Source organism: Kitasatospora sp. NPDC023118 (assembly GCF_055560875.1).
In genome coordinates this window covers 30,986-50,003 of the sequence record NZ_JBVHHW010000005.1, presented here as the reverse complement: position 1 = coordinate 50,003, position 19,018 = coordinate 30,986, and the positions used below count along the sequence as shown (strand labels likewise).

The 19,018-nt window shown below is 72.9% G+C and carries 22 protein-coding genes; 13 read left to right on the top strand and 9 right to left on the bottom strand.

Going from position 1 to position 19,018, the window contains the following annotated elements; all coding sequences use genetic code 11:
* Positions 1 to 33 precede the first annotated feature (33 nt).
* On the top strand, positions 34 to 243 hold the full coding sequence (locus ACZ3UD_RS08300; RefSeq protein ID WP_465583807.1) for a hypothetical protein: 210 nt from the start codon (positions 34 to 36) through the stop codon (positions 241 to 243).
* A 3-nt stretch (positions 244 to 246) separates the two neighbouring features.
* Here the strand turns inward: ACZ3UD_RS08300 and ACZ3UD_RS08295 are convergent, their stop codons facing one another.
* Together ACZ3UD_RS08295 and ACZ3UD_RS08290 are read right to left on the bottom strand one after the other, a co-directional pair.
* Positions 247 to 3,543: a sacsin N-terminal ATP-binding-like domain-containing protein gene (locus ACZ3UD_RS08295; RefSeq protein ID WP_465583804.1), complete on the bottom strand. Its 3,297-nt coding sequence runs from the start codon at positions 3,541 to 3,543 to the stop codon at positions 247 to 249.
* A gap of 335 nt (positions 3,544 to 3,878) precedes the next feature.
* Complete coding sequence (locus ACZ3UD_RS08290; RefSeq protein ID WP_465584330.1) at positions 3,879 to 4,763, bottom strand: DUF3027 domain-containing protein; 885 nt, start codon at positions 4,761 to 4,763, stop codon at positions 3,879 to 3,881.
* Positions 4,764 to 5,329: 566 nt separating this feature from the next.
* On the opposite strand from ACZ3UD_RS08290, the gene ACZ3UD_RS08285 reads away from it, so the two are divergent.
* From ACZ3UD_RS08285 to ACZ3UD_RS08270, 4 genes are all read left to right on the top strand, one after another.
* Positions 5,330 to 6,682 (top strand): MFS transporter, encoded by a 1,353-nt coding sequence (locus ACZ3UD_RS08285; protein ID WP_465584328.1) that lies wholly within the window; start codon positions 5,330 to 5,332, stop codon positions 6,680 to 6,682.
* A gap of 73 nt (positions 6,683 to 6,755) precedes the next feature.
* On the top strand, positions 6,756 to 7,286 hold the full coding sequence (locus ACZ3UD_RS08280; RefSeq protein WP_465583801.1) for a hypothetical protein: 531 nt from the start codon (positions 6,756 to 6,758) through the stop codon (positions 7,284 to 7,286).
* Positions 7,287 to 7,296: 10 nt separating this feature from the next.
* Complete coding sequence (locus tag ACZ3UD_RS08275; protein ID WP_465583799.1) at positions 7,297 to 8,058, top strand: futalosine hydrolase; 762 nt, start codon at positions 7,297 to 7,299, stop codon at positions 8,056 to 8,058.
* Positions 8,051 to 8,902, top strand: a complete 852-nt coding sequence (locus tag ACZ3UD_RS08270; protein ID WP_465583797.1) for a 1,4-dihydroxy-6-naphthoate synthase — start codon at positions 8,051 to 8,053, stop codon at positions 8,900 to 8,902. Before ACZ3UD_RS08275 ends, ACZ3UD_RS08270 begins: the two co-directional genes overlap by 8 nt.
* 25 nt (positions 8,903 to 8,927) lie before the next feature.
* Here the strand turns inward: ACZ3UD_RS08270 and ACZ3UD_RS08265 are convergent, their stop codons facing one another.
* Entirely contained in the window at positions 8,928 to 9,311 is a 384-nt protein-coding gene (locus tag ACZ3UD_RS08265) for a cold-shock protein (protein WP_270144901.1), read from the bottom strand.
* A gap of 476 nt (positions 9,312 to 9,787) precedes the next feature.
* Here ACZ3UD_RS08265 and ACZ3UD_RS08260 point away from each other — a divergent pair, with 476 nt between their 5' ends.
* Complete coding sequence (locus tag ACZ3UD_RS08260; protein WP_465583793.1) at positions 9,788 to 10,030, top strand: hypothetical protein; 243 nt, start codon at positions 9,788 to 9,790, stop codon at positions 10,028 to 10,030.
* Here ACZ3UD_RS08260 and ACZ3UD_RS08255 read toward each other — a convergent pair.
* Complete coding sequence (locus ACZ3UD_RS08255) at positions 10,027 to 10,656, bottom strand: HAD family hydrolase (RefSeq protein ID WP_465583790.1); 630 nt, start codon at positions 10,654 to 10,656, stop codon at positions 10,027 to 10,029. The genes ACZ3UD_RS08260 and ACZ3UD_RS08255 overlap by 4 nt on opposite strands.
* 569 nt (positions 10,657 to 11,225) lie before the next feature.
* Between ACZ3UD_RS08255 and ACZ3UD_RS08250 the strand changes: the two genes are divergently transcribed.
* A complete protein-coding gene (locus ACZ3UD_RS08250; RefSeq protein WP_465583787.1) occupies positions 11,226 to 12,212 on the top strand; it encodes an ABC transporter substrate-binding protein in 987 nt (328 codons plus the stop codon).
* 102 nt (positions 12,213 to 12,314) lie between these two features.
* Entirely contained in the window at positions 12,315 to 13,001 is a 687-nt protein-coding gene (locus tag ACZ3UD_RS08245) for a VC0807 family protein (RefSeq protein WP_465583784.1), read from the top strand.
* Between the two features lies 1 nt (position 13,002).
* On the opposite strand, the gene ACZ3UD_RS08240 is transcribed toward ACZ3UD_RS08245, so the two are convergent.
* Positions 13,003 to 13,791, bottom strand: a complete 789-nt coding sequence (locus ACZ3UD_RS08240; protein ID WP_465583781.1) for an AraC family transcriptional regulator — start codon at positions 13,789 to 13,791, stop codon at positions 13,003 to 13,005.
* A 65-nt stretch (positions 13,792 to 13,856) separates the two neighbouring features.
* Here ACZ3UD_RS08240 and ACZ3UD_RS08235 point away from each other — a divergent pair, with 65 nt between their 5' ends.
* Positions 13,857 to 14,444 carry a TIGR03086 family metal-binding protein gene (locus tag ACZ3UD_RS08235; protein ID WP_465583778.1) on the top strand — a complete coding sequence of 196 codons (588 nt, stop codon included), beginning with the start codon at positions 13,857 to 13,859 and terminating at the stop codon, positions 14,442 to 14,444.
* Positions 14,445 to 14,480: 36 nt separating this feature from the next.
* Here the strand turns inward: ACZ3UD_RS08235 and ACZ3UD_RS08230 are convergent, their stop codons facing one another.
* Both ACZ3UD_RS08230 and ACZ3UD_RS08225 read right to left on the bottom strand, forming a co-directional pair.
* Positions 14,481 to 15,209, bottom strand: a complete 729-nt coding sequence (locus tag ACZ3UD_RS08230; protein WP_465583775.1) for an NADPH-dependent FMN reductase — start codon at positions 15,207 to 15,209, stop codon at positions 14,481 to 14,483.
* Between the two features lie 87 nt (positions 15,210 to 15,296).
* Positions 15,297 to 16,172, bottom strand: coding sequence for a LysR family transcriptional regulator (locus ACZ3UD_RS08225; RefSeq protein WP_465583772.1), 876 nt, complete (start codon positions 16,170 to 16,172; stop codon positions 15,297 to 15,299).
* Between the two features lie 70 nt (positions 16,173 to 16,242).
* Here ACZ3UD_RS08225 and ACZ3UD_RS08220 point away from each other — a divergent pair, with 70 nt between their 5' ends.
* Entirely contained in the window at positions 16,243 to 16,608 is a 366-nt protein-coding gene (locus ACZ3UD_RS08220; RefSeq protein WP_465583769.1) for a nuclear transport factor 2 family protein, read from the top strand.
* A 165-nt stretch (positions 16,609 to 16,773) separates the two neighbouring features.
* Here ACZ3UD_RS08220 and ACZ3UD_RS08215 read toward each other — a convergent pair whose 3' ends face one another.
* Both ACZ3UD_RS08215 and ACZ3UD_RS08210 read right to left on the bottom strand, forming a co-directional pair.
* Positions 16,774 to 17,028 (bottom strand): hypothetical protein, encoded by a 255-nt coding sequence (locus ACZ3UD_RS08215; RefSeq protein ID WP_465583766.1) that lies wholly within the window; start codon positions 17,026 to 17,028, stop codon positions 16,774 to 16,776.
* Positions 17,028 to 17,387: an ATP-binding protein gene (locus ACZ3UD_RS08210; protein WP_465583764.1), complete on the bottom strand. Its 360-nt coding sequence runs from the start codon at positions 17,385 to 17,387 to the stop codon at positions 17,028 to 17,030. Before ACZ3UD_RS08210 ends, ACZ3UD_RS08215 begins: the two co-directional genes overlap by 1 nt.
* A 235-nt stretch (positions 17,388 to 17,622) precedes the next feature.
* Between ACZ3UD_RS08210 and ACZ3UD_RS08205 the strand changes: the two genes are divergently transcribed.
* The 3 genes from ACZ3UD_RS08205 (at position 17,623) to ACZ3UD_RS08195 (ending at position 18,969) form a co-directional block, all read left to right on the top strand.
* A complete protein-coding gene (locus ACZ3UD_RS08205) occupies positions 17,623 to 18,486 on the top strand; it encodes a helix-turn-helix domain-containing protein (protein ID WP_465583761.1) in 864 nt (287 codons plus the stop codon).
* Positions 18,479 to 18,670 (top strand): DUF397 domain-containing protein, encoded by a 192-nt coding sequence (locus tag ACZ3UD_RS08200; RefSeq protein WP_465583758.1) that lies wholly within the window; start codon positions 18,479 to 18,481, stop codon positions 18,668 to 18,670. The genes ACZ3UD_RS08205 and ACZ3UD_RS08200 overlap by 8 nt, the downstream gene beginning before the upstream one ends.
* 107 nt (positions 18,671 to 18,777) lie before the next feature.
* Positions 18,778 to 18,969, top strand: coding sequence for a DUF397 domain-containing protein (locus tag ACZ3UD_RS08195; RefSeq protein WP_465583756.1), 192 nt, complete (start codon positions 18,778 to 18,780; stop codon positions 18,967 to 18,969).
* The last annotated feature ends 49 nt before the right edge of the window (positions 18,970 to 19,018 follow it).

The following is a 19,018-nucleotide window of genomic DNA, read 5'->3' as shown; positions in this document are numbered from 1 at the left end:
TCCGCTTAGCATCTCCCCGAGAGGGGGTGCCGAATGGCGCGCAGGGGTGGGGAGTTGGAGGCGTTCATCGCCTTCCTGGGCGGGCTGCTGGCCGCCGGGCTGACGGCGCTGGCGATGGCGGGCGTCGGCCTGGCGGTCAGGCCCACGCCCGCACTGAAGGCAGCGGCGATGGTGACGCTCGGCGCGGTCTGGCTGACCGCCACCACCACCGTCTACCTGCGGCTCAAGCCGCGCAACGGCTGAAACTCAGCCCTCGAAGTCGCGGGCCGCGGACAGCTCGTACGCCCGGTCCGGCTCGCTGAGCGCGGCCAGCACCTCGAAGCGCCGGTGCCACTGCCCGACCGACCAGGCGAGCCCGGCCGCCAGACCCTCCGGGGTGGCCGCGTGCAGCAGTCCGGGCACCGGCGGGATCTCGAACTCGTCGTCCTCGTCGGCGGCTTCGGCCAGCTCCGGGTCGTACGGCGGCTCCGGCGCGTCCGCCTCCAGGTCCCAGCGCCAGTCCACCGCGGCCTCGTTGCCGTCCGGGCCGACCACCAGGAGCTCCTCGTGCTCCTCGTAGGCGACCGGGCAGCCGGGCAGCAGCTCCCGCACCACGGCCGGCACCCGGTGCAGCACACCCTCGGAGAGCACCCGGCCGCCGGCCACCTCGCTGGCCAGCGACACGTGCAGCCGCTCGGCGAGGTCCGCGGCGAGCGCCGGGGCGACCGGCAACAGCGGGTACGGGTGCAGGAGTTGGACCAGGTCGGGGGCGTCGGCGACGACCGCCTCGGTGGCGTCCACCACCACCGTGCGGGCCGGGCGGCGCCCGGTGTCCGGGTCCAGCGGCGGCAGCGCCCGCACCACGTCCAGCGGTTCGATCCGCTCACGCTCGACCCGGGCCAACGCGCTGTGGATGCCGTGCAGTTGGCGGTGCCCGACCTCGGCGTCCGGGTCGGTGAGCCGGTCCAGCACCTCGTCCGGGCCGTGGGTCTCGGCAAGCAGCGCGGCGAGCGTGGTGCGCACCCCGAGCGCGTGCAGGAACTGCTCGTCCAGAGTGGTGCGCGCCTCGTCGTACAGGCCGCGCAGCAGCGGGTCGGCCCCGGCGGCGCGCAGCCCGGCGGGCTCGCGGCCGGCCAGCACCGGGTGGTCGCGCAGCCACCAGGCGGTGTACGGCGGCAGGTCGGCGTAGGAGCCGTCCGGCAGCAGGGTGCGCACCGGGTTGACCACGGCGTCCCGGTACGGCGGGCGGGCCAGCGCGGCCAGCGCCTCGGGCCAGGCGTCGTCGTCCACCAGGTCGAGGTCGCGCACGGCCAGCAGCTCGGCGGCCACCGGCGGCACGCCGACCACCTCGTCCGCGTGCAGCGTCTCCAGGACGTCCTCGGCCCAGTCGGCGAGCCCGTCCGGCGCCTCGTCCAGCAGGCCGGTGGGGCGGCCGCCGGCCGCCCGGTCGGCCGGCGCGGTCGGGTCGAGGCGCTCCAGGTCGTCCGGGTCGAGCACCACGTCCTCGGCGCGCACCAGCACGAAGTCGGCCAGCACGCCGACGGCCGTGAGCACCTCGGGGCCCCAGCGCTCCAGCACCTCGTCGTCCACCCAGCCGGCGTCCTCCTCGCGCGCGAGGGCGGCGAACGGGCTGCCGGGCAGCACGAGTTCGCCCGCGCGGGCGGGCTCGCCCTCGTCGTCCAGCAGCGCCAGCCGGGCCAGCCACGGGTGCTCGTCGGGCGCCGGGGCGGCGGCCTTCACCAGGGCCAGGACGGCGTCGGCCAGTTCGAGCGCGGCGTCCAGGTCGTCCTCGGCCAGCTCGTACGAGCGGGCGACGGCGGCCCGCACCTCGGGGGTGTCCAGCACCCCGGCGGGCGTGGCGGTGCCGGCCCCGAGCTTGGCCAGCAGCGGGTGGGCGGCCTCCGGGTGGGCCAGCCGCAGGTCCAGCGCGGCGAGCGCGCCGGCCAGCGTCTCGGGGTAGCCGGGGAAGGCCGCCCAGTCGGCGTCCTCGGAGGGCAGCAGCACCCGCCGGGGCCCGGTGACGGTCCGCCCGTCCGCGAGCGGCACGGGCAGCGCGCCGAGCGCCTCCGGGTCGGCCGCGCCGAGCGCCGCGTACAGGTTGCGCCACCAGGCCGGGTCGCGGTCCAGGCCGCCGAGCTGGTCGACCACCTCGGCCAGCGGCACCCGGCGCACGTTCAGCACCCGCAGCTCGGTGCGGCGCTCCAGGCCGGCCGGCAGCAGCCCGGGGAAGATCGGCGCCAGCGCCTCGACCACTGAGCCGTCCGCGCCCTCCAGCAGCGTCGCGTCCCGGGGCCGCAGCGCGGGCGTGCCCTCCTCGACGACGCCGGGGTGCGGCAGGAACGGCGTGCCGGGCAGCCGGGACAGCACGGCCGCGCGCAGCGCGTTGTCCAGCGCGCCCTGCCCGAGCGGGCCCGGCACCAGGCCGAGTGAGCCCAGGTCGGCGCCGCGGGCGCGCAGCAGCTCGGCGTAGCTGTCGGCGGCGCGCTCGGTGAGGAAGTCGGCGAGCGGGCCGGGGGCGAGGTGTCGGCGGGTGGAGTCCAGCGGGTAGGAGGCGATCAGCAGCGCGGGCAGGCCGATCGGCTCGTCGCTGGGGGTGGGCGCGTGCAGCACCGGCTCGATCGCGGGCCGCTGCGGGGCGCCGTCCTCGGCGACCGGGACGGCCCAGGTCACCGTCCAGTACGGGCGGGCGCGCTCCTCGGTGGGCCGGTCGGCGAGCAGCTCGGCGTCCAGCCGGCCGGAGGCGCCGACGGTCTGCCAGACCGTCTGCCGCGACAGCCCGCCCGCGTCGTCGGTGACGGTGACCTCGGTGACGCCGTCCGGGCGCGGCTCGGCGGCGCTGCGGGTGAGCGTCCGGGTGCCGTCCGGGGTCTCCACCACCACCTCGGCCAGGCCGGGCAGGGTGAGCAGCAGCGCGTCGTCGATGCCGGCCAGCAACCGGCGGGTCAGGTCCTCGGCGGCGACGTCCCGCAGCGGCAGCACCACCACGGTGTCGTAGCCCTCAGGGGCCGGGCCCTCGGCGGCGAACGGCAGCCGCAGCAGTGGCACGTGGCCCTCCCGGCGGCGCAGCTCGTCGGTCAGCGCGGGCTGTGCCTCGGCCAGCGCCCGGGCCTCGCCGAGCGACCAGCGCACCCCGCCCGCGGCGCCCAGCACGGCGGGCTCGTCGGTGACGGCGAGGACGGCGGCGAAGCCGACGCCGAACCGGCCGACGGCGGGCGTCTCACCGCGCTTGGAGGAGGCCCGCAGGGTGGACAGCGACTCGACGGCGGCCGCGTCCAGCGGGGCGCCGGTGTTCGCGGCGGCCAGCACGCCGTCGGCCAGGGTCAGCCGCAGCCGCCCGGGGCCGCGCCCGGCCCGCATCGCCGCGTCGGCCGCGTTCTGCGCCAACTCGACGACCAGGCGGTCGCGGTAGCCGCCGAGCGCCAGCTCCTCCTCGGCGTTGGCGTCCTCCCGGAACCGGGCCGGCGAGGCGGCCCAGGCGTCCAGCACCCGACGCCGCAGCGCGGCACTCCCGAACGGGTCCGCGAGGTGCTCGTCCGTGCCGCTGCCGATGATCCGAGGTTCCACTGGACCTGCCGCCTTCCGCCGCCCTGTACGTCGTAGGGGCATTCTTCCCTGCCCCACCGACTGCTCCCGACCACGGCCCGGCCCGGCGGCGCCCGTACCCGAAAGATCCGCAGGTCAACGCCCCCCGACCCGCAGCGGCCGGCGAGGTGGCGGGAGAAGGCGCGGGGCTCTGCCACCCGCGGCACGGGGGAATACCCGCGGGGCGACGGGAACGGTGGGGTCCCACGTCGGGCACCCCCGCTCCCGGGAACGTCGCGGCCCGCCCCACCGGTTCAGTGGGACGGGCCGTCAAGCGACGCGGGCTCAGGAGCGCCCGGGCTCAGGACAGCGCCGGCTCAGGAGTGCCCGAGCTCCTCCGCCGGGGCGTCCGGCTCGACCGAGCCGGAGGCGCGGTCCGGGTGGAGCTGCAGCGGCTCGACCACCAGCTCGTCCAGGATCAGCTCGGACGGCGCCGGCGGGGCCGGGATGACGGCCGCCTCGGAGTGCCCGCCGCAGCCGTACGCGAAGGAGACGATCTGCCCGTCGGCCGGGCCGAACTCGTTGCCGCACACGCCGAAGGCCTGCCCGAGCGAGCCGCCGATCGGGATCAGGAAGCCGCAGCTGCTGCACGCGGCGGGCGCCGCCTGGGCCATCGGGGTCTGCGGGCCGTGGGCCTTCTCCCAGCGGTCGGCGGCCAGGTGCAGCCCGAGCCGGGAGAGCACCCGGCTGCGGCCCATGCCGAGCTCCTCGGCGACGGCGTTGATCTGGGCGCGGGCCGGGGCGGGCTGGACGTGCGGGTCGGTGACGACCACGTCCTCCTCCGCCACGAGGGCGGCGACCACGGAGTTCGGTGCGGGCTCGTCCTCGCCGCTCCAGCCGGGCTCCAGCCGCGCGTCGTCGGCGCCGGTGGGCAGCAGGTCGCCGGGGCCCATGTCGCCCGGGCGCAGTCGCTCGCTCCACGGCACCCACTCCGGGGCCAGCACGGCGTCGGGGCCGGGCAGCAGCACGACCTCGTCGAGGGTGACGTTCTTGGCCCGCGGCGCCCGCGCCACGGTGACCGCCCAGTGCCAGCCGCGGTAGGCGGCGTCCCGGCAGTCGAAGCTGTGGGTGACGACGCGGTCGGCGTCCGCCTGGACGCCCAGGTGCGGGCCGACGGCCTCGGGTCCGACGGCCTCCTCGGCAGCCTGCCGGGCGAGTTCGACGGCCTCGGCACAGAGCCGGTCGGGGGTACGGCTTCGCATCGCAGCACTCACGGCGTCGATTCTCTCCCAGTTCTTCTGTCGCCCACGGCGTGTTGCCTGTTCCGTCGCGGCTCGGTAGTCCCTTATCCATTCTGCGCGACCCGGGGCCGCCGCGGGTACCGACCGCGCCGCTCGACCGGCCTGCCGGCGCCCGGCGCCCCGGCGGGCGGACCTTGGGCAGGCTACCCGCCGGTCGGCACCCCGGCACAGTCCGGGGCGGAGCCGAGCGTTCCGCGACCGCGCCGAGCGGACCGGAATCCCGGGTCGCCACGGCGAATCTGGGGCAGGATGGGCTTGTGGCGGACGACAACCCGTCGCAGCACGCACTGCGCCCCTCGCAGGCCGGCAGTCCCGACGAGGCGGACGCCGCGCCGCGACACCGACCTCCTGTTCCCGCCGCGGGCGAACCGCGGTCGGGGGACGGTACCGAGGCGCCCACCGCCCGGGTCAGCCTGGAGAAGGCCGGCCTGGAGCAGCAGGACGTTCCGGACGACGCCCGCACCCGTCACCTCCACGCCCTCGACGACGACCTGGACGGGGAGTTCCCCGAGCCCCGCCGCCACTTCCTGGTCCGCACCGCCTCCGCCGCCGGCATCCGCACCGGCAAGCTGGTGCACGGCACCGGCCGCCGGATCCGCCGGGCCACCTCCGCCGAGGGCGCCGGCGAGTCCGGCCTCGCCAAGCTGATCGAGCTGCACGCGCTGAACTCCTTCGGCGACATGCTGATCACCATCGCGCTGGCCTCCACCATCTTCTTCTCCGTCCCCACCGGCCAGGCCCGTGGCCGGGTCGCCCTCTACCTGCTGATCACCATGGCCCCGTTCGCCCTGCTGGCCCCGGTGATCGGCCCGCTGCTGGACCGGATCCCGCACGGCCGCCGGGCGGCCATGGCGATGTCGATGCTGGCCCGGGCCGCGCTGGCCTGGACGATGGCCGGGGTGATCTCCGGCGGCGGCATCGCGCTCTACCCGGAGGCGCTGGGCGTGCTGGTGGCGTCCAAGGCGTACGGGGTGGTGCGCAGCGTCGTGGTGCCCCGGCTGCTGCCGAGCCGGCTGTCCCTGGTGAAGGCGAACTCCCGGGTCACCCTGGCCGGGCTGCTGGCCACCGGCGTGGCGGCCGCGGTGGGCGGGCTGCTGCACCTGGTCGGGCCCGGCTGGCCGCTGCGCGGCGCCTTCCTGGTGTTCGTGATCGGCACCCTGATGGCCTTCCACCTGCCGCACGAGGTCGACTCGGCAAAGGGCGAGCAGCGGGCCGTCCTGCACGCCGAGGTGCACGGCGAGGGCTTGCACCTGACCCACCACAAGCCGCCGAAGGTGAAGGCCTCGCTGCGCACCGTCGGCCCCTCGGTGGTACTGGCGCTGCGGGCGATGGCGGCGATGCGCTGGCTGGTCGGCTTCCTGGTGTTCTTCCTGGCCTTCCTGCTGCGCACCGACCCGATCGGCGGCCTGCGGCCGACCCTGGCCCTGGGCCTGGTGGCGCTGGCGGCCGGGGCGGGCAACGCGCTGGGCTCGGTGCTGGGCTCCTGGCTGCGCACCCGGGCCCCGGAGGCGACGGTCACCGCGATGCTGCTGCTGGCGGCCTGTGTGACGGCGGCGGCCGCACTCTGGTACGGCGTGGTGACAGTGGTTCTGGTCGCGGGGCTGTCCGGGATGGCGGCCTCGCTGGGCAAGCTGGCGCTGGACGCGCTGATCCAGCGGGACGTCCCGGAGGCGGTGCGGACCTCGGCGTTCGCCCGTTCGGAGACCCTGATGCAGTTGTCCTGGGTGGGGGGCGGCGGGGTCGGCATCGTGCTGCCGCTGAACGGGGTGCTGGGCCTGTCGATCGCGGCCGCGGTGGTCGGTCTGGCGCTGCTGTGGACGGTCCACTCGCTGCTGCGGCTGGGTCCGCGGCGGCACCCGGCCGCGCCGCGGGTGGCCTGAATCCGACGGCGGGCAACACGCGGTGGCCGACCCCCGCGTAGCGTGATCGGCCCGGCCCGGTAGATTCTGTCGCATGAGCCTCAATTCCCGTGTCATCGCCGCCCTCGGCGCCGTCGTCGTGGTCGGCGCCGCCACGGTGGGCACCTCCGTCGCGATCGCCGCCGACCAGACCGAGCACAACTCCCACCGTGCCACCCTGACGGTCGGCAACTCCTCGATCACCGCTGACCCGCTGTGCTGGAACGGCGGCAGCCCGATCACCGAGGACATGCAGCAGAAGTGCCAGGACGACGCCGCCCAGGCGCTGAAGGAGGGCACCCTCCCGAAGACGGACGCGACCGCGAGCGACCGGATCGGCGTCGGCGTCAGCCCGAACGTGGCCAAGTCCGGCTGGTGGGCCTTCACCAACGGCGGCTCGACCAGCCAGGGCGGCCGCTACAGCCTGTTCTCGTACGCCCAGGGCTCGACCTTCTCCGGCTCCCAGCAGGCCGGCAAGGCGCTGAACGCCAGCGGCAAGACCGTGGTCACCGTGGTCGAGGGCGACAAGAACTCGGACAACCCGATCGCCGTCTGGTACTTCCAGCTGAACACCCAGACCAGCTGACGATCCTGCGATGACCGCGCACGTCACCGACGCGCACCCCGAGCGGTCGGGCCCCGGGCGGGCCCGGCTGCTCGTCGTCGTCGCGGTGCCCGCCGAGGCCGAGGCCGTCCTGCGCGGCCTGCCCGGCGGGGCCGTCGCCCTGCCGCTGCCGGGCGGTGTGCTGCACCGGGCGCAGGGCGCTCCGGTGGACGTGCTGGCCGCCGGGGTCGGCCCGGGCGCCGCTGCGGCGGGCGCCTCTGCCGCGCTGGCCGCCCGTCCGTACGGGCTGGTCTCCTCGGCCGGGATCGCCGGCGGTTTCGCCCCGCACGCCCCGGTCGGCGCCACCGTGGTGGCCGACGCGATCGTGGCCGCCGACCTCGGTGCCGAGACCCCCGAGGGCTTCGCCGACGTCACCGAGCTGGGCTTCGGCACCACCCGGCACACCCCTCCCCCGGCCGCCGTGGCGCTGGCCGCCCGGGCGCTGGGCGCACAGGGCATCGACGTCGTGGCCGGCCCGGTGCTGACCGTCTCCACGGTGACCGGCAGCGCCGGGCGGGCCGACGAGCTGGCCGCCCGCCATCCGGGCGCCGCCGCCGAGGCGATGGAGGGCTTCGGCGTGGCCGAGGCCGCCGCCCGGTACGGCGTGCCCGCCTTCGAACTGCGGACCGTGTCCAACCCGGTGGGCCCGCGCGACCGGGCCGCCTGGCGGATCGGCGAGGCCTTGGCCGCCCTGGAGCGGACCTTCGCCGCGCTGCCCGTCGCCGAACTGATCGAGGAGGCCGGCCGTGGCTGAACGGCTGAGCATCGCGTACTCGCCCTGCCCGAACGACACCTTCGTCTTCCACGCCTGGGCGCACGGCCTGGTGCCCGGGGCGGACGCCCCCGAGGTGACCTTCGCCGACATCGACATCACCAACGGCCTGGCCGAGCGCGGCGAGCTGGACGTGCTGAAGATCAGCTACGGCGCGCTGCCCTGGGTCCTGGAGGAGTACGCCCTGCTGCCCTGCGGCGGCGCGCTCGGGCGCGGCTGCGGCCCGCTGGTGCTCACCCTGCCGGGCGTGGGCTCGCCCGCGGAGCTCGCCGGGAAGACGGTGGCGGTGCCGTCCGAGCGCTCCACCGCCTACCTGCTGTTCCGGCTCTGGGCGGCCGAGGCGGTACCGGGCGGCTTCGGCGAGATCGTGGTGCTGCCGTTCCACGAGATCATGCCCGCCGTCCGGGACGGCCGGGTGGACGCCGGCCTGGTGATCCACGAGGCCCGCTTCACCTACCAGCAGTACGGCCTGCACAGCCTTGCCGACATGGGCGAGGCATGGGAGGAGCGGACCGGCCTGCCGATCCCGCTCGGCGCGATCGTCGCCAAGCGCTCACTGGGCGCCGAGCGGCTGCGCGCCCTCGCCGACACGATCCGCGCCTCCGTCCGGCAGGCCTGGGCGGAGCCGGCGGCCAGCCGCGCGTACGTGCTGGCACACGCCCAGGAGATGGACCCTGCGGTCGCCGACCAGCACATCGGGCTGTACGTGAACGAGTTCACCGCCGACCTCGGCGAGGAGGGCTACGAGGCCGTCCGCGCGCTGCTCACCCGGGCCGCCGCGGAGGGGCTGGTGCCCTCGCTCGACCCGGGTGCGCTCGCGTTCTGAGCCCGGAGGCCGCTGACCGGCCCGGTCAGACGTCGAACTGGTCGGCCACCGCGCGCAGCAGGCCGGCCAGCTTCTGGCCGGTGGGCTTGGCCGGGTAGCGACCGCGCTGGAGGCCGGGCAGCACCGCGTCCAGGGTGGTGATCAGGTCCTGGACGATCGGCGCCATGTCGTCGGCGCTCCTGCGCTGGGCGGCGGCCACCGACGGCAGCGCCTCCAGCAGCTGCACGGCCATCGCCTGGTCCCCGCGATGGCCGGCGACCACGCCGAACTCGACCCGCTGGCCCGGCTTCAGCACGGTGACACCGGCGGGCAGCGCCTTGGTGTGGACGAAGACGTCGCCACCGTCGTCGCGCGACAGGAAGCCGAAGCCCTTCGTCTCGTTGAACCACTTGACCTGGCCGGTGGGCATCTCGAACAGTCCTCGAATGGGTGTGAGGGATCCCGGCCCTGGCCGGGATCACTGGGTGGTGTGGGAAAAAGACGGCCGACCTCGGCTCGACGCCCGTGGGCGCTCACGGTCAGCGCGTTGTCGGGAGCAGACTAACGGTCCGTCACTGCCTCATCCGCGTTCCGCGAAGGAGGCGCGTTCCGAGGCCCGCCCGGAGCGACGGGAGCGCGGGGATCTCGCGGCCACGAAGGACCCGGTCCTGGCACGGCCGGGGCGCTTCTCGGGGCAGTCCATCGGCTCACACCCCCCGGGTCTGAGGACACGGGACGCACCTGCAGCGCCCCTCGGCACCCCCTGCATACCCCCGCCCAGCAGGGATCAAAACGTTCAGCTGCCGGGAAACTGCGCAACGTGACCGACCCGCTCCGGTGGGCCGTCCCGGCGGCCGCTCTGCCAGACTGGGGGCACCCAGCGCGGCCCCGGAGGAGTGAACAGTCGTGAGCAGCCAGAGCGCCGACCCCGGCGACGTGTACGTCAAGGCCGGGACGGTCGTCTTCGCCGTCGGCGCGCTCGCCACCCTGGTCACCTTCGTCCCGCTGTTCCTGCACCTGACGCCGCTGCCGACGGCCATGTACTGGCTGAGCATGCTGATGCCGGCCGGCTTCCTGTCCGCGCTGACCGGGCTGTTCCTGAACGCCCGGGCGCAGCGCCGCCGGACGGAGCCCCAGCAGCCCGCCTAGTCCGCCCCGAGGTGTCGGTCGAGCCACTCCGGGAAGCCGGTGAGGTCCGCGAGCACCACGTCCGCCCCGGCCTCGCGCAGCTCGTCCGCGCCGTACGGGCCGGTGGCCACGCCGACCGCGACCGCCTCCGCCTGCCGGGCGCCCCGGATGTCGCCGAGGTGGTCGCCGACGTAGATGCTCGCGCCGTGCTCGCGCAGCGCCTCGCCCTTGGTCTCCGCCCAGAGGTCGCCGATCACGATGTCCGCCGCCATCCCGGCGTGCTCCAGGTGGAGGTGGGCGTTCGGCTCGTACTTGCCGGTGATCACCGTCACCCGGCCGCCGTGGGCACGGACCGCCTCGACGGCGGCGTGCGCGCCCGGGAGGGGCACGGTCGGGGCGAAGGCGTGGTCGCGGTACAGCTCGCGGTAGCGGGCGGCGGCCCGCTCCGCCTCGTCTTCCGGGAACCAGTTGCGGATCTCGTTCAGCAGCGGCGGGCCGAGCCGGGTGACCACCAGGTCGGCGTCGATGTACGTACCGGTCTCGGCGGAGAGCGCCTGATAGGTGGCGCGAATACCCGGCCGGGTGTCCAGCAGCGTCATGTCGAGGTCGAAGCCGACGGTGAGCGGGGCGGTGGGGATCACGGGCATGCCGCCAGGCTATCCAACGGACACCGGGGTGTAGGCTCCGCGATTCGGTTTCGAATGGGGGTGCCATGACCTGTGGCATCTAGCGAGTCCGCGTGATCTGTCGTGCGGACCAGTCCGCGATCGTGTGTCGAATCCTTCCCGCGGTCCACCGTGCGAGAACTCGGTGGCACGACGACCAGCGCTTGTGTTGAATTCTGGCGTGAGCCACGTCGCCAGCGTCATGATCCCCTGTCGATTCGGACGATCGACCCGCTGCCGAGGAACTGAGCTGGTGGTTGCAGACCTCTGCCCCTCGTCGGGGCTTCGGCCCCGGCACGGTCGGATGGGTCGGCTCGCTCAACGAGACCACCGGTAGCGACACGCAATGGGGCGGCGGCAAGTACCCGAAGTGTGACGTCTGGTCGTTCCGGGCGCTCCGTGGGTGGCGGTGGAGGAAGCGGTGGACGCCTGACGGCGTCCGTGGACTCCTGACATCGTTCGTGGCCGCTTAACGGCGCTTTAGCCACCATTTCGGACATAATCGACGCGCTCCCGCCCGTTGCCGCGCCGCCTACGCCGGAGGACCGCCGATGCCCCGGATCGCCCGCCGTACGTTTTTCGCCGGCCTCGGCGGGGCCACGCTCGCGGCGTGCACGTCCGGGCAGTCGGCCCCGTCGACCACCGACAACCTCGGGGCGGGCGCGACCCCCTCCCCCGCCCCGGCGCCGCCGGTCACGGTGAACGCCGCGACCGGGCCGGTGCTGGTGCCCGGCGAGCCGCTGCGGGTGGTCGTGCTGGACACCGATGTGCTCGACTCCGCGCTGACGCTCGGCATCACCCCGATCGGAGCCGCGCTCCCGGCCGCCGACACCCGCTTCCCGGACTACTGGCCGGCCTCCCGTACGGCGGGCATCCGGATGGTCGGCCCGGCCGGCTCGCCGGACCTCGCAGCCGTACGGGCCCTGCGGCCGGACCTGATCCTCTCCAACCAGGCCCGCGACGGCGACCGGTACGGGCAGCTGAGCGAGCTCGCCCCGACCGTGCTCACCCAGACCACCGGGGCACCGTGGAAGGCGAACTTCCAGCTGCACGCCCAGGCGTTGAGCCGGGTGGCGGCGGCCGCGGCCTTCGTCACCGCGTACCAGAAGCACGCCGGACAGGTGGCGCAGGCGCTGGCGGCGGCGAAGCTGTCGGGGCGCAAGGTGAGCCTGGTGCGGTTCACTCAGGGCGGCGGGATCCGGCTGTTCGGGCGGCAGAGCTTCCCCGGGAGCGTGCTCGCCGAAGCCGGGGTCGGGCGGCCGGATCCGCAGAACGTCGACCAGTCGGACTTCGAGATCCCGCCGGACCAGATCGGCAAGGCCGACGGCGACCTGCTGCTGTACGCGACCTACGGCGATCCGGAGCGGGCGGGCACCAACGCGACGCTGGCGAGCCCGGGTTGGCAGGCGCTGGGGGCGGTGAAGGCGCACCGGGCGTTCCCGGTGGACGACCAGCTGTGGTTCCAGGGGATCGGGTGCACGGGCGCCAACTTCATGCTGGACGAGCTGCAGCGTTTCCTCGGCTTCCCCGGGGCTTAGTCCGTCCACTGACGACAAGTCGACTCAGTCGGAGTTGTGCGGCCGACCGGCGCTTCCGCCACAATGGGCCGCCATCGTCACATCCGACCCGGGGGAAACACCATGTCAACTGCGATAGCCCCGTCCGCTCCCGACCGCAAGGGGAAGGCCGCCGCACTCGGCTGGCTGATCAGCATCGCGTTCAACGTGGTCGCGCCGGTCATGATCTACAACCAGCTGCACGACCACGGCTACAGCGAGTCCACCGCCATCCTCCTCTCCGGCCTCGGCCCGGTGGTCGACACCGCGATCTACCTGGCCTGGCACCGCCGGATCGACGAGTTCGCCATCGTCTCGCTGGTCTTCGTCGCCCTGAGCCTGGTGGTCGCGCTGATCGGCCCGACCGACCCGAAGATGCTGCTGGCCAAGGACTCCTTCGTCTCCGGCCTGCTCGGCGTGCTCTACCTGGTGTCGCTGGCCGCGCCGAAGCCGATCATGTTCTTCTTCGGGCGCAAGTTCGCCACGGACGGCACGCCCGAGATGGTCGCCTGGTGGAACTCCATGTGGCAGTACGAGAACTTCCGGCGGGTCCAGCGCAACCTGACCATCGTGTGGGGCGTCGCCTTCATCCTGGAGGCCGCGCTGCGGATCGTGTTCGTCTACTCCCTCTCGCACGGCACGGTCGTGGCGATCAACAACATCCTCCCGTTCGTGGTGCTCGGCGGGCTGGTGTACTTCACCATGGTCTACGCCAAGCGTTCCAGCGCGCGGGGCCGGGCCGCCGCCGAGGCGGCCGCGGCCATCGCCTGATTCAGCGCGAACTCGCGTAGCGGGCCGGGGAGATGCCGACCGCTGCGGTGAAGTCCCGGGTGAGGTGGGCCTGGTCGGCGTAGCCGAGTTCCACGGCCAGCGCCGCCAGGTCCACCTCTCTTTCTGTCGCCGCCCGTTCGGCGGCCTCGTGCAGCCGGGCGCGGCGCAGCACCCACTTCGGGGAGGCGCCGACGTACTCGGCGAACAGCCGCTGGAGGCTGCGGACGGTCACGCCCAGCTCGCGGGCCAGGTCGTCCACCCGGAACAGGTCCGGGGAGCCGGTGATCCGGTCCACCACGGCGGCGACCTCCTCGGCGACCGGGTCGGGCGCGGGGAGGCGGGGCAGCAGGAAGGCATCGGCCCGCTCGGCGCTCGGTTCGTCGAGGATCCGGGCGTTGCACCGGTCCGCCTCCGGACCGAAGTACTCGGCGGCCGGGACGGACCGGTCGGCGAGGGCGCTCACCGGGTGCCCCGCGAAGGGCCGGAAGGCACCCGGGCGGAACTTCACGCCCAGCACGTGCCCGGCACCCTCCAGGCGGCGGACGAAGAGCGAGCGGTCCACCCCGTACACGCGGGCCTGCGGGGCCTCGAAGACCAGGTGGACGTTGGGGTGGGCGAGCACCTTCTGCTCGTACGGGGGCAGGCCGGTCAGGTCCCAGCGCACCAGCCAGTAGAACTCCACGAAGCGCGCCACGGCGGGCGCGGGCGCGAGCCGCTCCACACTGATCAGCTCGGCGGCTTTGGCGGGGTGGAGCACGCCTCGGCCGAGATCGGGTTCGGGAGAGTCCATGGCGGCCAGGCTAGTCGTCGCGTTTCTTCAAGACCTCGCGGTGCGGCCCGACGCAGGATCGGGGCATGAACGCTCACCCGATGCACCCGTTCCTGGCCCGCGCCGCCTCCGCTGCGGCCGGTGTCGCCGCCGCCGTCCCGGCCGGGCAGCGGCTGGACGCGCCGACGCCGTGCGGGGAGTTCGACACGCGCGCGCTGATCAACCACTGGGTGCTCTACACCTCGCACGGCCTGGAGCACCGGGCCCGGCGGGCCGAGCTGCCCGAGGAGCTGATCGCCCGGGACTTCACCGTCGACGCCGACTGGCGATCCGCCTACGCGGCGCAGCTGGAGCGGGCCGTCGCAGCCTGGGGCGAGCCGGCCGTCTGGGAGGGGGACGTCGACCTCGGCGGATCGCCGGTTCCGGCGGTGGGGATCGCCCGGATGCTGATCCTGGAGCTGCTGCTGCACGGGTGGGACGTCGCACGGGCGGTCGGCGGGGAGATCTCGGTCGACGAGGAACTCGCTCTGGTGGCCCTGGAGATCGTCGAGGAGAACGCCGAGCTGTACCGGCAGTACGCGGGCTTCGCCGAGGTCGTGGCGGTGCCGGACGACGCCTCGGCGTGGGACCGCGCACTGGCCGCCTCCGGGCGCGATCCGCGCTGGAAGGTCTGACGGGGGAAGGACCTCCTGCCGGGAAGGACGGGCAGGCTACGTCTCGGCGCGCCGGGTGACCTGGGCACTGGTCCGGTCGCCGAGGAACTCGTACCAGCATCTTTGCAGCGCCGGGTAGTTCGCGTCCGCCTCGACGAGACCGAGGAATGCCTTCACGGTGGCGGCGAGCCGATCCTGCAGTTCGGTGTCGTGCAGGTCGCCGCTGTCGCCGAACGCCTGGTGGGCCCTGGCCAGGCTGAACATGTCCGGATAGACACGGGCCCCGAGATGTTCCAGCGGAACGCGGAGCGCCCACAGTCCCCGGTTTCCTCCGATCATGGAGGGAGAAGCCGAGACCAGCAGGGCGTGCTTGTCCTTGAACGGCTGCGGGCGGAAGCGTGACAGCCAGTCGATCGCGTTCTTCACCACGCCAGGGACCGATGCGTTGTACTCCGGCGAGGCGAGCACGAACGCCTGCGCCGCCCGAAGGCGATCGCGCAGGGCGACGGAGCTCTGTGGCTGGCCCTGGACGGTCTCGACGTCCCCGTCGTACGACGGCATGTCGAAGTCCCGCAAGTGGGCGAGATCGACGGCGGCGCCGTTCTCGGACAGCAGCTTGGCCGTCAGCACGGCCAGCTGCTTGTTGAACGATCCCGTCCGAAAGGACCCGGACAGCACCAGCACGCGCAGCGGCTCACCGTGGCCGTCGCCCGGAACCGGCTGGACGGCATCCCGCAGTGCGCCCTCCGTACGGGGGGAGGCCGGAATGGCTGGATTCGCACTCACATGCGCCACCCTGCCACGCGACCGCCCGCCTCGCCGCCCGCGCTGGTCCGAACGCGCGCGGCTGATCGCGCGCCAGCGAGCGAAGCGCTAGGAACTCGCCAGCGCCTTTCGCAGTTTGGCACGCAGGAGGCGGACGGCCGGGGACTGCTGGTCGCGGCGGGCGATGAGCCCGAGGCGGGCGTGCGTGGCGGCGTCGGCGAGCGGGACGGCCCGCAGGCCGGCGCCCTGCGCGGAGGAGGCGCTGAGGACGGCGACCCCTGCGCCGCGCTCGGCGAGGCGGAGCAGGGCCACCGGGGAGCTGGCGTCGATGTCCACGCGGGCGTCGAGACCGAGGTGGGCGCAGGAGCGCTCGTAGGCGGCGCGGATGCCGGTACCGGCGGAGAGGCAGAGGATCTTCTCGCCGCGCAGGTCTCGCAGCTTCAACTCGGCTCGGTCGAGGGGGTGTCCGGCCGGGACGACGGCGGCGAGCGGCTCGTCGATGACGACGGTGGCCTCCAGGCCCGGGGAGACCTCGCCCGCGTAGCCGATCAGGGCCAGGTCGAGGGCGCCGGACAGGACCTGCGACTGGAGCAGGTCGGAGTGGCCCTCGTGCAGACTCAGCTCGATGCCGGGGTGAGTACGACCGAGGTCGGCGACGGTGTCCAGGAAGGGCGGGATGGAGCAGCCCGTGATCATGCCGAGGCGGACCCGGCCGCGCACGGCGTCGGCGAACTCGGCGGCGGTGTGCTGGATGGCGTCGAGGGTGGCGAGGACGTTCTTGGCGAGCGGGAGGACGGCCTCGCCGGCGGGGGTGAGCTGGACTCGACGGCCGGATCGGTAGAGGAGTTGCTGACCCAACTCGCGTTCCAGTTTGGCCACTTGGGTGCTGACACCGGACTGGCTGACGTGCAGGTGGTTGGCGGCCGCCGTGAAGGAGCCTTCGTCGACGACGGCGGCGAAGTAGCGCAGCTGGTGCATCTCCATAACCACTGATGATAGCTGGCATCTGATCTATCTGTTGGACGGATGGATAGAGGGTCGGGAGGATGGAGGCATGACGACGACGAAGACTGCGCGCGAGCTGGCCGAGACCTACTTCACCGCCTGGGAGGCGGGCGACTTCGACACCATTCGGGGCCTGCTGGCCGACGACGTGGACTTCGTCGGGGCGCTCGGCACGGCGTCGGGGATCGAGGAGGCGCTGGGCGGGCTGAAGGGCCTCGGGCGGGTGCTGGAGAAGATCGACGTGAAGGTGCGGGTAGCGGATGGCGATGAGGTGATCACCTGGTTCGAGCTGTGCACCACGGTTGCGCCGCCGGCGCCGACGGCGAACTGGATGCACGTGGAGAACGGGAAGATCGCGCGGATCCGTGTGACCTTCGACCCGCGCGGGCTGCTGGCGGGTTTCGAGAAGAACTGATTCGTACGGAACAGGAGGGCCGTGATCGCCGGGGGCGGTGACGGCCCTCTTCGGCTGTTCGCGCTCAGGCGTCCTCGTCGGGCGGGGTCACCCTGAGGGCGGTGATGACGCCCAGGGCGACCGTGGCGATCGCGAGGGCGAGGAGGACGGCGAAGGCCGCCCCGATCAGGAATCGCACACGGTGTCCCGCTCGGCGTCGAGGAGCAGGGTGAGGAGGTTCAACAAGGTCGAGGCCGGGGCCGTGTTGAAGCGGACGAGGACGCGGCCGTCGATGGTCTTGTCGGTGTCGGCCGAGGGCCAGATGAGGCCGAACTTCTTACCACGCTCCTGGAGTTCGGCGAGGAGCGTGCGGATGTGCTCGTCGGTGTAGTACCGGATCCGGGGGTCGGTCGGCTTCATGGGGTGGCGGCGGATGGTCATCAGGCGGCGTCCAGCTCGAACCAGATGCTCTTGCCGCGCTCCTGCGGGTCGACGCCCCAGCGGTCGGTGAGGCCGGCGACGAGCTGGAGCCCCCGGCCGGACTCGGCGAGGAGGGCGGGAGCCTGGAGGCCGGGGAGGACGGGGCTCTCGTCGGAGACGGAGACCCGGAGGACCTTGTGGAGGAAGAGGATCTGGACGATCGGCGCGGGCGTGCGCCCGTGCCGCCAGGCGTTCACGAGCAGCTCACCGAGGGCGAGTTTGGCGTCGAAGGTGGCGGAGGGGTGCCAGCCGGAGCGGATCATCGCGTCGCGGAGGGACTGGCGGGTGAGGGCGAAGGAGGGCGTGTTGAGGTGACGCATGGGAGTTCTCCCGGGCGTGGTGTGGTGTGGAGATCCGGCGGACACACGTCGCCGTGAGCCAGGCCAGGCAAATGGGCATGGCTGCTCTGCGGCGCCCGCTAGCAGGCGTTACTGACGATCCATCGGATCGATGTGAGAACGACCATAGCGCACGCGGTCTTTCGCTTAAGACCTTCGCGGAAAACTTCCCTCTAACGTGGGGCACACTGGTCTCATCACCCGCAGAGAGGACGCCATGGCCCTTCGACCGAATCCCACTCTGCGCCAACGGCGGGTGGGAGCTGAGCTGCGGAGGATGCGGGAGCAGGCTGGCCTCGGCGGCAGCCAGCTGGCTGGCCAACTCGGCATCCACGCCGCCCAGGTCACCCAGATGGAGAGCGGGAAGAGCGGGATCAGCGTCGAGCGACTTCGGACCATCGCCGCCGCGTGCATGTGCACCAACCAGCCCCTGATCGACTCCCTCGCAGAGATGACTGCCGAACGCCGACAAGGCTGGTGGCAGGACTATCGCGGCACTGTCTCCGCCGACCTGCTCGATCTCGCAGAGCTCGAAGGAACCGCGAAGAGTCTCACCATCTACACGATTACGTTCGTCCATGGACTGTTTCAGACCAAGGCGTACGCGAGCTCAGTCTTCGCGCGGGCAATCCCGCCATTGCCCCACCACGAACTTGATGTCCGGCTCGACTTCCGCATGAAGCGACAACACGTCGTCCGCCCGAGCGCTACGCCGATTCAGGCGTTCATCCACGAGGCGGCACTCCGCATGCAGTTCAGCGGTCCGAAGATCCTCGCCGAACAGCTCGACGAGCTAATCAAGCACTCGGAAAGCCCGAACATTGCTATTCGCGCGGTGCCGTTCGATGTTGAGTCCCTGCCGGGCCCGAGCGAGAACTTCACCTACGCAGCAGGCCTCGTGACAGAGCTGGATACGCTCCAGATCGACACTACTCACAACCTCCTGATCTCCGACTCTCCTGCCCAGCTCGCGGTCTACCGCGAGATGCTCGCGCGGATGGCATCCGTTGCACTCTCGGAGGAGGAGTCACGCGACTTCATCCGACGTATCAAGAAAGAGATCGAGAGCAAGCATGGATAGCTCCGCCTGGCAGAAGTCCAGCTACTCCGGCGCAAGCAACGCGTGCGTGGAGCTCCGTACCGTGGACGGGATGGTCGAACTCCGCGAGTCCGACGAGGGCCACCTCATCATCCGCACCACCCCCACCGCCCTGGCCGCCTTCCTCCACGGCATCAAGGCTGGCGAATTCGACCACCACGCCTAACCAACCCCTCCACCGGGGCGTGTTTGAGCTCCTGGACTCCTCCGCCCTCTCCGAGGCCAAGTCATGGGAGTTCATTCGATCCATTGGGGATGAAATGCGAGGAAAGTATGCGTAACACCAAGTGGCAGAAGTCGAGCTACAGCGCCGCCAACAACGAATGCGTTGAGGTCCGCGCCCTCGATGGTGTTGTCGAACTCCGTGAGTCCGACCAGGCCCACCTCATCATCCGCACCACCCTCACCGCCCTCGCTGCCATCCTCCACGGCATCAAAGCCGGCGAATTCGACCACCACGCCTAACCAACCCCTCCACCGGAGTGGGAAGTCGGCATCGCCGACTTCCCACTCC